The sequence below is a fragment of the Streptomyces sp. NPDC051907 genome (genome assembly GCF_040681075.1).
GTDB lineage: Bacteria > Actinomycetota > Actinomycetes > Streptomycetales > Streptomycetaceae > Streptomyces.
Genome location: NZ_JBFAYB010000005.1, coordinates 173,627 through 185,556 on the forward strand (window position 1 = coordinate 173,627; position 11,930 = coordinate 185,556).

Below are 11,930 nucleotides of genomic sequence, written 5' to 3' on the forward strand. Positions count from 1 at the left end.
GCTCACGATCCGGCGTTGACGTTGGAAAGGACGACGGCGGCGATCGCCAGGACGACGGACCCGGCGAGCAGGGCGCTGAGGTAGGTCTGCACATTGCCGGTCTGGGCGCGGCGGACGGCCGCGCCGAGCCAGCGCGCTCCGGTCCCCGATCCGCGTACGTACGTCTCGACGACTTCGCGGTCCAGGAACCGGACCAGCTCGGCGGCCGCGCGTACCGGGCGTACGAACAGGGCCGAGTAGACGGCGTCGACGTGGAAGCCGGCGGCCGCGTGGCGGTGCAGCGGGCCCAGCAGCAGCCGTCCGGGGTCGGCCGGGTCGGGGGCTGCCGCGATGTCGCCGTAGACGGGCGTGTGCGCGGAGATCGCCTCCGCCTCGGAGACGGACGGCGCGGCGTCCGGGTGGGCGGCGACGGCCCCCATCGGAGCGGCGGCCGCCGAGGCCGGGCGGAACCGCACGGCGCGCCAGGCGGCGTACGTGACCAGTCCGCCGACCAGGGCGACGCCGGTGCCGAGGACGGCCGTGGTGACGGTCGGGGTGAGCGGACGGCCGTCGAACCAGTCGTCGAAGTAGGTCACGGTCAGCCCGAAGCCGAGTGAGGGGATGGCGAGCACCCAGAGCACGGCGTTCATGGAGAGGGGCTCCCTGCCGTGGTCGGGGGCCTCGGCGCCCCGGCCTCGGAAGGCGAGCAGCCAGAGGCGCATCGCGTAGGCGGCGGTGAGGAGGGCGGTCAGCAGACCGGCGATCAGCACCGTCCAGCCGGCCGCGCCGGGGGCGATGTCGGAGTCGCCGAGCGCCGTGTGCTCGGCGGCCACGAGGACGGCTTCCTTGGAGAAGAAGCCGGCGAAGGGAGGGATCGCGGCGAGCGCGAGCAGGGCGATGGTCATCGTCCAGTACGCGTCGGGGATCCGCTGGGCGAGGCCGCTCATCCGGGACATGGCGGCCAGCGAGTTGGTGCCGGCGGCGTGGATGACCACGCCGGCGGCGAGGAAGAGCACTGCCTTGAACGCGCCGTGGGACATGAGGTGGAAGACGGCGGCGCCGCGGTCGCCCACGGCCAGGGCGCCCGACATATAGCCGAGCTGGCCGATGGTCGAGTAGGCGAGGACGCGCTTGATGTCGTCCTGGGCGAGGGCGGCGAGCCCCGAGCCGACCATCGTGACGGCGGCCATGACGGCGAGGACGGTGAGCGCTGCCGCGGAGGCGGCGAAGACAGGAAGGAGCCGGGCCACGAAGTAGACGCCGGCGGCGACCATCGTCGCGGCGTGGATCAGCGCGGAGACGGGGGTGGGGCCCGCCATCGCGTCGGGCAGCCAGGTGTGCAGCGGGAACTGCGCCGACTTGCCCGCCACGCCCGCGAGGAGCAGCAGGGCGATCAGGGTGGGGTTCTCGATGCCCCCGGCCGCGACGGACCCGAGGATCCCGGTGATCTGGAACGTGCCGGCGTCGGCGGCGAGCGCGAACAGACCGATCAGAAAGGGGACGTCGCCGAGCTTGGTGACCAGGAAGGCCTTCAGGGAGGCGGCGCGCGCTTCGGGCGTCTCCCAGTAGTGGCCGACGAGGAAGTACGAGCAGATGCCCATGATCTCCCAGCCGACCAGCAGCACCATCAGGTCGCCGGAGTAGACGACGAGCAGCATCGCGGAGGTGAAGAGGGAGACGAGAGCCGCGTACGAGGGGTAGCGCGGGTCGTCGCGCAGATAGCCCGTCGAGTAGATCTGCACGCAGGTCGCGACGACCCCGACCACGACGGCGACCAGGACCGCGAAGCCGTCGAGGTAGAGGGCGAGGTCGATGGGGACCGACCCGGTGGGGGTGAGCTCGGTCGAGGCGGCGATCGGCTTCCCGCCGCCCTGCCGGACGGCGACCACGACGGCGAGCACGGCGGCGACGAGAGTCGGCAGGACGGCGAGCGGCCGTACGAACCCGGGGGCGGTGCGGCCGAGCAGCAGCCCGGCCGCGGCGCCCAGGAACGGAAGGAGAGGTACGAGGACGGCGAGGGTCGTGGTGGTCACGCGGTGGCCTCAGCCTTCTGCGCCGAGGCGGTCGCGTCAGGGTCGGCGGGCTCGGCTGGGGAGCCCTCGGCGGTGTCGCGGAGCTTGTCGACGTCAGGGGTGCCGCGGTTGCGGTAGACCATCAGGACGATCGCCAGGCCGATGCCGATCTCCGCGGCGGCGATGGCGATGGTGAAGAGGGTGAGGGCCTGGCCGGCGTGGAGGGTGTCGCGCAGCCAGACGTCGACGGCGACCAGGTTCAGGTTGACGGCGTTGAGCATCAGCTCGACGGACATCAGGACGAGGATCGCGTTGCGGCGAGCGAGCACTCCGTACAGCCCGACGCAGAAGAGGAGGACGGCGAGCACGGTGGGATAGGCGAGGTGCATCAGCTCTTCCCCTCGGGATCCTCGGCGCGCTGGGCGTCGGTGGCGTTCGGAGCGGCGGCCGTTGCCGCTGGGCGGTTCGCGCCTGCGGCGCCCTTGGGGTCCTTGGCGCCCTTGGGGTTCTTGCGGTCCTTGGTGCCCTTGGGATCCTTGGCGCCTTCGGGGTCCTTGCGGGACAGGACGATCGCTCCGACGAGGGCGGCCAGCAGGAGCACGGAGAGCGCCTCGAACGGCAGTACCCAGTGCCGGAAGAGCATCTCGCCCGAGACCTTGGTGGAGCCCTGGGCGGGTCCGTCCAGGTCGATCCAGGTCGTACGGAAGGCGTCCACGACCACCCAGACCAGGGCGGCCGCGGCGACGACCGCCACGGCCAGGGCGACCCAGCGGTTGCCGGAGTCGGCGTCCGGCGAGCGGCCGATGGGGGCCTTGGTGAGCATCAGCCCGAAGAGAAGGAGGACGACCACGGAGCCGACGTAGATCAGGACCTGGACCCAGGCCACGAACTCGGCCGTCAGCAGCAGGTACTCGACGGCGATGCCGCCGAGCGCCACGACCAGCCAGAGGGCGGCGTGCACCAGCTGCTTGGTCGTGACCGTGATGACGGCGGCGCCGAAGGTGGCGAGGCCGACGAGGAGGAAGGCGACCTCGACGCCGGTCGGCGAGAGGAAGCCGGGCGTCTCGGCGGCGAGGCGCGTGGCGGCGAGCATCATGCCTGGCCTCCCTCGGCCGGGGGCTGTTCGTCGTCGCCGGGCGGGGCGGCGGGGGCGGACGGAGGCGCGGCAGGCTTCGACGCCGCGGCGGGCTTCGGCGTCGTGGCGGCCTCGGCCTCTGCTGCTCCTGCCTCGGCCGATGCTTCTGCCGCTGCTCCTGCCTCCGAGGCGGCAGGCGCCTCGGCTGCCGCGGCCTGGGCGGCGGCGAGCTTCTCGGCTGTCTTGCGGGCGGCGGCGATCTCCTTCGGCTCCTCGGCCTTCGGGTCGAGCGCGGGCGGGGCCGGAACCGTCCACATCCACTCGCGGAGCTTGTCGCGTTCGTGGGTGAGCTCGTGGATGTCCGTCTCCGCGTACTCGAACTCCGGCGACCAGAACAGCGCGTCGAAAGGACAGACCTCGATGCAGATACCGCAGTACATGCAGAGCGCGAAGTCGATGGCGAAGCGGTCGAGGACGTTGCGGCTGCGCTCGCGGCCGCCGGGGGCCGCGGGCGGGACCGTCTCCTTGTGGGAGTCGATGTAGATGCACCAGTCGGGGCACTCACGGGCGCAGAGCATGCAGACCGTGCAGTTCTCCTCGAACAGACCGATCACGCCTCGGCTGCGGGGCGGGAGTTCGGGCTGGGTGTCGGGGTACTGCGCGGTGACGGTCTTCTTCGTCATCGTCCGCAACGTGACGGCCAGGCCCTTGGCGAGGCCGGATCCGGGGATCGGAGCCATGTCTACATCACCACCTTGACGACGCCGGTGAGGGCGATCTGGGCGAGGGCGAGCGGGACGAGCGTGGTCCAGGCGAGCCTCTGCAGCTGGTCCTCGCGCATCCGCGGGTAGCTCACCCGCAGCCAGATGACGACGAAGGCGAGCACGGCCGTCTTGAGCAGGGTCCAGACCCACCCCAGGCCCTCGGCGCCGAACGGGCCGTGCCAGCCGCCGAGGAAGAGGACGGTGGTCAGACCGCACAGCACGACGATGCCGGCGTACTCGGCGAGCAGGAACAGCGCGAAGCGCAGGCCCGTGTACTCGGTGTACGCGCCGAAGATGATCTCGGAGTCGGCGACCGGCATGTCGAAGGGCGGGCGCTGGAGCTCGGCGAGGCCCGCGACGAAGAAGACCAGGGCGCCCATGATCTGCCAGGGCACCCACCACCACTCGAAGGCGTTGAGGATGCCGACCAGCGAGACCGTGCCGGCGGCCATGGCGACGGAGGCGGCGGTCAGCAGCATCGGCAGTTCGTACGCCAGCAGCTGAGCGGCGGTGCGCAGACCGCCGAGGAGGGAGAACTTGTTGGCCGACGCCCAGCCCGCCATGAGCGAGCCGAGCACGCCGACGCCCATCACGGCGAGGACGAAGAAGATGCCCGCGTCGACGACGATGCCGACCGCGCCCTCGCTCGGGCCGATCGGGATGGCCACGAGGACGAGGAGGTACGGGAGGAGCGCGACGGCGGGAGCGAGTTGGAAGACGCGGCGGTCGGCGCCGGCCGGGACCACGTCCTCCTTCTGCGCGAACTTCACGCCGTCCGCGACGAGCTGGGCCCAGCCGTGGAAGCCGCCCGCGTACATGGGGCCGAGGCGGCCCTGCATATGGGCCATCACCTTGTGCTCGGTCTGCCCGATGACGAGGGGCAGGACGAGGAATACGGCGAAGACGACGAGCAGCCGGAAGGCGACGTCGAGAGCGTCGTTCACGCGGGGTCGCCTCCGGCGGGCTCGGTCGACTCGTCGTCGGGTCCGTCGGCGGACTCGGACGCGGGCCGGGGGGTGGGTGAGTTCTCAGGCGTGGGGGCGGCGGGGGCGGCGTCACCGGGGGTGGGGCCTGGGGCGGGGCCTGGGCCGTCGTCTGGGGTGGCGTCCGGGCCGGTGTCCGGGCTGGCGTCTGGGCTGGCCTCCGGGCCGGTGTCGTCGGCGGCGGCAGGGGTGGTGCTCGCCGAGTCCTCCGCTCCGGCGTCGGCGGCTGCGGAGTCGGCCTTGTCGTCGAACGCCGGGCGCGCGTGGTGCCAGGGTGCGTCGGCGCTGCGGGTGCGCGGCGGCCGGGCAGGAGTCTCCCCCGGCGCGGGGGTGGCGGGGGCGTTACTGGCCTCGGCTTCCGTGGCCTGGGCTTCCGTGGCCTCGGCTTCCTTGGCCTGGGCTTCCGTGGCCTCGGTTTTTGCGGCCTCCGCCGGAGCCTTGGCCGGGGTTTCCGCCGCGGGCTCGGGCTCTGCGGGGGTCGGCGGGGCCTCGGGGGCGTCGGCCTGCTCGCGCTGGCTGGCGGAGCCCGCGCTCGCGCTACGGGCGCGGCGCGGCGGGCGGGCCGCCGGAGGGGCGGAGGTCTCTGCGGACTCCACTCCCTCGGGAGCCTCGGAGGCAGCCGCGGACTGGCTGGCGGAGCCGTCGCTCGCGCTGCGGGCGCGGCGCGGCGGGTGGGCCGCCGGACGCGCGGAGGGCTCTGCGGACTCCACTGCCTCGGGAGCCTCGGAGGCAGCCGGGGACTGGCTGGCCGAGCCGTCGCTCGCGCTGCGGGTGCGGCGCGGGGGGCGGGCCGCCGGAGGGGCGGAGGCGTCCGGCGTCTCTGGCGCTCCCGAAGCCGAGGGCTGGCTGGCGGAGCCTTCCGAGGCGGTGCGGGCGCGGCGTGGGGGGCGTTCGCCTGCGGCCGCCGGGCGGGCCGCTCGGGTCGGACGGGCCGGGGCCGGGGGGAGCTGGCCCTTGAGGGGGCCCCACTCGTTCGGGTCGGGGACGCCCGGCGGGAGCATCTGGCGGCGCTTGGGGCCGCCGTGCTCGGACTCCCCCGGCTCCTTCGCGCCCGGCCACGCCTTGGCGACGCGGGCCGCGAGGACGAAGTCCTTGCGGAGCGGGTAGCCCTCGAAGCCCTCCGGGAGGAGCAGCTGGACGAGGTTCGGGTGGCCGGTGAAGTCGACGCCGAACATCTCGTGCGTCTCGCGCTCGTGCCAGGCCGTGCCGGCGTAGACCTCGACGGCGGAGGGAAGCACCGGAGCCTCGTGCGCGACCGTCGTACGGATCAGCAGCCGGCGGACCCGGCCCGCCTCGAGCGCGGCGACGTGGGCGGAGACGCGGAAGCCCGTGCCCGGTTCGTCGACGGCGCTCAGCCAGTCGAAGTAGGTGCAGCCGAGCTGGTCCCGGGCGGTCTCCAGGGCGGCGATCCAGGAGCCGGCGGGGACGTCGACGGTCAGCAGGTCGTACGCCTGCTCGGCCGTGGCCTCCTCGCCGAAGATCTCGGCGGCGGCCTCAGGGAGCCGGTCGTAGGCGGTCACTTCTGGCTCCCCACGGTCCCGTTCCCGCCGGACGCGTTGTCGCCGGACGCGTTGTCGCCGGGCGCGCTGTCGTCACCGGTCCCGTTCCCGCCGGGCGGGGGCGGTGGGGTGACGAGGCCGCTGCGGAGGGCGGCGGTCGAGGGGCCGGCGGCGCCGTTGCCGTACCGCTCGCCGAGCGACTCGCGGGAGATCTTCTCCTGCAGCTTGATGATCCCCTGGAGCAGCGCCTCGGGCCGGGGCGGGCAGCCGGGCACGTAGACGTCGACCGGGATGATCTGGTCGACGCCCTTGGTCACGGAGTACGAGTCCCAGTACGGGCCGCCGCAGTTGGAGCAGGCGCCGAACGAGATGACGTACTTGGGCTCGGGCATCTGCTCGTACAGGCGCTTGACCGCCGGCGCCATCTTGTCCGTCACCGTGCCCGAGACGATCATGAGGTCCGCCTGGCGCGGGCCCGGGGCGAAGGGGATCACGCCGAGCCGGATGAAGTCGTGCCGGGCCATGGAGGCGGCGATGAACTCGATGGCGCAGCAGGCCAGGCCGAAGTTGAAGACCCACAGGCTGTAGCGGCGGCCCCAGTTCAGGACGACCTTCATGGGCTCGGGCGCGAGCCGGGCCAGTGCGCCGAGCCGCGTCGGCGTGGGAAGCAGCTGCGGCTCGGGCCCGGCCGGGCCGGCAGGCTGCGACTGCTGGGTTACGTCCATGACAGGACGCCCTTCTTCCATGCGTAGAGCAGTCCCACGGCCAGGAAGCCGAGGAAGACGAACATCTCCACGAGCGTGGTCGCGCCGTATCCCGGGGCCGCGAAGATCGTCGCCCACGGGAAGAGGAAGATCGAGTCCACGGCGAAGATCACGTACAGAAAAGCGTAGACGTAGTAGCGGACCTGGGTATGCGCCCAGCCCTCGCCCACCGGGTCGACGCCGCATTCATAGGTCAGCAGCTTCTCGGGCGTCGGCGCCACCGGGCGCAGCAGACGGCCCGCCCCGAAGGCGACGGCGACGAACAGCACTCCGATCAACGCGAGCAGTCCGACGACCGAGTAACTCTCGAAGTAGTCCGCCGCGAGCACGTTCACGGTCGGTTCCGGCACGTCCGCCCCTCGCTCCCTGACTTCGTTCGTTGGCAAATCTTGTCGGCGATCACAAATCTTGTCGGTGATCAAGTGATCCCGTGTCCAGAGATCCCGTGTCCCACTGATCTCGTGTCCGGAGATCCCATGTCCCACTGATCCCGATCCCGACTCCTGCCGATCCCGTGCCCCGCTGATTCAGCAATGCGGTGACGCGGCGACGCGGCGATTCGGTGTTCAGCCAATCAGCGGCTCTGTGACCCGGCGATCTCCATAGCGATCTGTTCGACGATCTGTACGCACGGGAGTCTAGGCCCTGCTAAAGAGAGCGTAAGCAGTCGCGTCACGCATCCCTCGCGCATCGGTGGGGTTATCCCTACTTCATCCCACCCATGTACCCCATGGCGTGCGAAGACGCGGCCGGGCAGGCTGGGGCCCATGACCGCGAGCATTGCCGAACCCGACAACGACCGGCCGCCGCCAGCGCGCTTGGCCCTCGGACGCCATACCTGGAAGGAGGTCGCCCACCTCCTCTGCAACCTGCCGGTCGCGCTGATCGGCTTCGTCTACGTCGCGTTCACGATTTTCACCGGCGTGGGACTGTCCGTGACTGTGATCGGCCTGCCGCTGCTCGCCGCCGGTCTCGCCGGGGCGCGCGGCATCGGCAAGGCTGAGCGGTCCCGGGCCCGGTCGCTGCTCGGCGTACGGGTGGAGGAGCCCAGTCCGCTGCACAGCCCGCACGTTCGCGAGGGCTTCTTCCCCTGGCTGCGGGCCGGCGTGAAGGACCCGGTGGCGTGGCGGACGGTGCTCTACTGCTTCGTCCGGCTGCCCTGGGGCGTGCTGACCTTCGCCGTCACTCTCGTCAGCCTCTTGGTGCTCTGGCCCGTACTGCCCTTCATCGCCCGCGGGCTGACCAACGTCGACCGGGCGATGGTGCGGGGCCTGCTCTCGCCCTCCGACGAACTGGAGCGGCGGATCGCCGAGTTGGAGTCCGACCGCGGCATCGTCGTCGACACCGCCGCCGCGGACCTGCGGCGCATCGAACGCGATCTGCACGACGGCGCGCAGGCCCGCCTCGTCGCCCTCGCCATGGGGCTCGGGCTCGCGAAGGAGAAGCTCCTGGAGGACCCCGAGGCAGCGTCGGCGATGGTCGACGAGGCTCACGGCGAGGTCAAGCTCGCGCTGCAGGAGCTGCGCGACCTGGCGCGCGGCATCCACCCCGCCGTGCTGACCGACCGCGGCCTGGACGCGGCGCTCTCGTCGATCGCCTCCCGCTGCACGGCCCCGGTGAAGGTCACCGTCGACCTGACGGAGCGGCCGGCCGAGGCGATCGAGGGCATCGCGTACTTCACCGTGTCCGAGCTGCTCCAGAACGTCAGCAAGCACGCCCAGGCGACGAACGCCAGGGTGGACCTCTGGCGGGCGAACGACCGGCTGCTGATCCAGGTCACCGACGACGGGCGGGGCGGGGCGCGGCTGGACGGGGGCTCCGGGATGGCGGGGCTCGCGGAGCGGCTGGGGGCGGTGGACGGGCTGTTCGTCCTGGACTCCCCGGTGGGCGGGCCGACGACGGTCACGGCGGAGCTGCCGTGGCGGGAGCGCGCGAAGGCCTGAGCCGAGCCCCCGGCGGCGCGGCTCGCGCCAAGGGGCTGCCCCACGCCCCGGCGGCGCGGCCTCCCCTGCCGTGGGGGCCGCCGCCGTGCTCGGGACCCTGCGCCACAGCAGACCGGAGCCCGCCGTCGTGCGTGCGACCCTGCGCCACAGCCGACCGGAGCCCCCGCCGCGCCCGGGACCCCTGCGCCACGGCAGACTCGCGCCACAGCAGACCAGAGCCCGCCGTCGTGCCCGGGACCCCTGCGCCACAGCAGACCGGAGCCCGCCGTCGTGCCCACGACCCCTGCCCCACGGCAGACTCGCGCCACAGCAGACCAGGGCCCTCCGCCCCCTCCCATGGTGGGGAAAACCCCCCGCCCAAGACGGATACCGCCCTCATGGTGGGCAGCCGCCCGCCGCAGCAGTCTTGAGTCATGACAGCCCGCATCGCAGCAGAACGGACCACACCGATGGCCATGGAGTACGGACCGGAGCGCCGGGACCACTTCCTTCCTCCGGCACTGCGCGCACCGTTCGAGGGCCGCAGCTGGCGCGAGTTCGGGTACGTGATGCTGAGCCTGCCGATCAGCATCGTGTTCTTCACGTTCGCCGTCACGATCGTCTCCCTCAGCGCGGGTCTGCTCGTCACCTTCCTCGGCATCCCCGTCCTCGCCGCCGGCCTCGCCGGGTGCCGCGGGCTCGGCGTACTGGAGCGGGCGCGGGCGCGCGGGCTGCTCCGTGTCGACGTCGGCGACCCCCTGCCCGTGCGGGCCGCCAAGCCCGGGCTGATGTCCTGGGTCGGCGCGGTCCTCAAGAGCGGGGTCTCCTGGCGGCACCTCCTCTACGGGATGCTCCACTTCCCCTGGGCCGTCTTCTCCTTCTGCGTCGCGCTGACGTTCTGGGCCACCGGCTGGGCGCTGCTGCTGTACCCGGTCTGGTCCTGGGTCTTCCCGACGTACCTCAGCCAGGACGGCATCCAGCTGTACGGCGACGGGACGCACAACTTCTACCTCGACAGCCCCTTCGAGATGGCCGTGACCAGCCTGATCGGGCTGGTTCTCACGCTCGCCAGCCCCTGGCTCGTACGGGGTCTGACCAGCGTGGACCGGCTGATGGTGGCCGGGCTGCTCGGCCCGTCCAGGCTCGCCAGCCGCGTCGTGGAGCTCGAGTCGGACCGCGGCGTCGTCGTCGACACGGCGGCGGCGGACCTGCGGCGCATCGAGCGCGATCTGCACGACGGCGCGCAGGCCCGGCTCGTCGCCCTCGCCATGGATCTCGGGCTCGCGAAAGAGAAGCTCCTGGAGGACCCGGACGCGGCGGCGCGGATGGTGGACGAGGCGCACGGCGAGGTGAAGGTGGCGCTGCAGGAGCTGCGCGACCTGGCGCGCGGCATCCACCCCGCGGTGCTGACCGACCGCGGTCTGGACGCGGCGCTCTCCGCGGTGGCCTCGCGGTGCACGGTGCCGGTGTCGGTGGAGGTGGACCTGCCGTTCCGGCCGGCGCCGGCGATCGAGGGCATCGCGTACTTCACCGTGTCCGAGCTGCTGCAGAACGTCAGCAAGCACGCGCAGGCGAGCCGCGCCACCGTCGACGTGTGGCGCTCCGACAACCGTCTGATGCTCCAGGTCACCGACGACGGGCGGGGCGGGGCGCGGCTGGACGGGGGCTCCGGGATGGCGGGGCTCGCGGAGCGGCTGGGGGCGGTGGACGGGATTCTGGCGGTGGACTCGCCGGTGGGGGGGCCGACGGCGATTACGGCGGAGCTGCCGTGGAGGGGGTAGGGGGTGGGGTCTGGGGCTTGTCCTCAAGCGCCGGACGGGCTGGGGTTGCCCGGTCTCGGCGGCCGAGGTGGGCGCTGGGTCCCCAGCTGGGGGTCCGTCCTCAAACGCCGGACGGGCTGAGGTTCCCCGGACAGGGCTGGGGTTCCCCGGTCTCGGCGGCCGAAGTGGGCGCTGGGTCCCCAGCTGGAGGTCCGTCCTCAAACGCCGGACGGGCTGGGGTTCCCCCTCCTCGGCAGCCGAAGCGGGCGCTGGGTCCCCAGCCGGAGGTCCGTCCTCAAACGCCGGACGGGCTGGGATTCGCCGGGCGGGCTCTGCTCACTGGTTGCGCGTGACTCTCCCGCCAGGTGAAATCTGGCCCGATTCTGTGTCGATGCTGGGATGCTGGTCTGAGCAGGGGTGGAAGTACATCGACATGGGGGCTTCAGGGTTGTGGAGGACAGGGTGCGGGTGGTCATCGCCGAGGACTCAGTGCTGCTTCGGGAGGGCCTGACCCGGCTGCTGACCGACCGTGGGCACGATGTCGTCGCCGGGGTGGGGGACGCGGACGCGTTGATCAAGACGGTCGCCGATCTGGCCGGGCAGGACGCGCTGCCCGATGTGGTCGTCGCCGACGTGCGGATGCCGCCCACGCATACCGACGAGGGCGTGCGGGCCGCGGTGCGGCTGCGGAAGGAGTATCCCGGGATAGGGGTGCTCGTCCTGTCGCAGTACGTAGAGGAGCAGTACGCCACCGAGCTGCTCGCGGGCAGCAGCCGCGGCGTCGGATATCTCCTCAAGGACCGCGTCGCCGAGGTGCGCGAGTTCGTGGACGCCGTGGTGCGGGTCGCCCGGGGCGGTACCGCGCTGGACCCCGAGGTCGTGGCGCAGCTGCTGGGCCGGAGCCGTAAGCAGGACGTGCTGGCCGGGCTCACGCCGCGCGAGCGGGAGGTACTCGGTCTGATGGCCGAGGGGCGTACGAACTCCGCCGTCGCCAAGCAGCTCGTGGTCAGCGACGGAGCGGTCGAGAAGCATGTAAGCAACATCTTCTTGAAGCTCGGTCTCTCCCCCAGCGACGGAGATCACCGGCGTGTACTGGCGGTGTTGACCTACCTGAACAGCTAATTAACTGACACTCTGTCAGGTATCGAGCGAGTCGGCAGCCCTAGAACCAA

At 72.2% G+C, this 11,930-nt stretch carries 11 protein-coding genes; 3 read left to right on the top strand and 8 right to left on the bottom strand.

From position 1 onward, the window contains the following. Positions 1–2 precede the first annotated feature (2 nt). The 8 genes from AB0M39_RS05665 to AB0M39_RS05700 are packed head-to-tail and all read right to left on the bottom strand — an operon-like array spanning position 3 to position 7,426. Complete coding sequence (locus AB0M39_RS05665) at positions 3–2,012, bottom strand: NADH-quinone oxidoreductase subunit L (RefSeq protein ID WP_365360481.1); 2,010 nt, start codon at positions 2,010–2,012, stop codon at positions 3–5. After that, positions 2,009–2,380: an NADH-quinone oxidoreductase subunit NuoK gene (gene nuoK / locus AB0M39_RS05670; protein ID WP_365360483.1), complete on the bottom strand. Its 372-nt coding sequence runs from the start codon at positions 2,378–2,380 to the stop codon at positions 2,009–2,011. The genes AB0M39_RS05665 and nuoK overlap by 4 nt, the downstream gene beginning before the upstream one ends. After that, the gene (locus tag AB0M39_RS05675; RefSeq protein WP_365360485.1) at positions 2,380–3,087 is read right to left on the bottom strand and encodes an NADH-quinone oxidoreductase subunit J; all 708 of its coding nucleotides are present in this window, start codon (positions 3,085–3,087) and stop codon (positions 2,380–2,382) included. The genes nuoK and AB0M39_RS05675 overlap by 1 nt, the downstream gene beginning before the upstream one ends. Beyond that, positions 3,084–3,806: an NADH-quinone oxidoreductase subunit I gene (locus tag AB0M39_RS05680; protein WP_365360487.1), complete on the bottom strand. Its 723-nt coding sequence runs from the start codon at positions 3,804–3,806 to the stop codon at positions 3,084–3,086. The genes AB0M39_RS05675 and AB0M39_RS05680 overlap by 4 nt, the downstream gene beginning before the upstream one ends. A 2-nt stretch (positions 3,807–3,808) precedes the next feature. Next, positions 3,809–4,774, bottom strand: coding sequence for a complex I subunit 1 family protein (locus AB0M39_RS05685; RefSeq protein ID WP_365360489.1), 966 nt, complete (start codon positions 4,772–4,774; stop codon positions 3,809–3,811). Continuing rightward, positions 4,771–6,333: an NADH-quinone oxidoreductase subunit C gene (locus AB0M39_RS05690; RefSeq protein ID WP_365360491.1), complete on the bottom strand. Its 1,563-nt coding sequence runs from the start codon at positions 6,331–6,333 to the stop codon at positions 4,771–4,773. The genes AB0M39_RS05685 and AB0M39_RS05690 overlap by 4 nt, the downstream gene beginning before the upstream one ends. After that, complete coding sequence (locus AB0M39_RS05695; RefSeq protein ID WP_365360493.1) at positions 6,330–7,037, bottom strand: NADH-quinone oxidoreductase subunit B family protein; 708 nt, start codon at positions 7,035–7,037, stop codon at positions 6,330–6,332. Before AB0M39_RS05695 ends, AB0M39_RS05690 begins: the two co-directional genes overlap by 4 nt. After that, the gene (locus AB0M39_RS05700; protein ID WP_365360495.1) at positions 7,028–7,426 is read right to left on the bottom strand and encodes an NADH-quinone oxidoreductase subunit A; all 399 of its coding nucleotides are present in this window, start codon (positions 7,424–7,426) and stop codon (positions 7,028–7,030) included. Before AB0M39_RS05700 ends, AB0M39_RS05695 begins: the two co-directional genes overlap by 10 nt. Before the next feature lie 417 nt (positions 7,427–7,843). On the opposite strand from AB0M39_RS05700, the gene AB0M39_RS05705 reads away from it, so the two are divergent. The 3 genes from AB0M39_RS05705 to AB0M39_RS05715 all read left to right on the top strand — a co-directional run bounded on the left by AB0M39_RS05705 (position 7,844) and on the right by AB0M39_RS05715 (position 11,880). Continuing rightward, positions 7,844–9,019: a sensor domain-containing protein gene (locus AB0M39_RS05705; RefSeq protein WP_365360497.1), complete on the top strand. Its 1,176-nt coding sequence runs from the start codon at positions 7,844–7,846 to the stop codon at positions 9,017–9,019. Between the two features lie 449 nt (positions 9,020–9,468). Further along, positions 9,469–10,779: a sensor domain-containing protein gene (locus tag AB0M39_RS05710; RefSeq protein WP_365360535.1), complete on the top strand. Its 1,311-nt coding sequence runs from the start codon at positions 9,469–9,471 to the stop codon at positions 10,777–10,779. A gap of 441 nt (positions 10,780–11,220) precedes the next feature. Beyond that, on the top strand, positions 11,221–11,880 hold the full coding sequence (locus tag AB0M39_RS05715; protein WP_365360537.1) for a response regulator transcription factor: 660 nt from the start codon (positions 11,221–11,223) through the stop codon (positions 11,878–11,880). Positions 11,881–11,930: the final 50 nt, after the last annotated feature.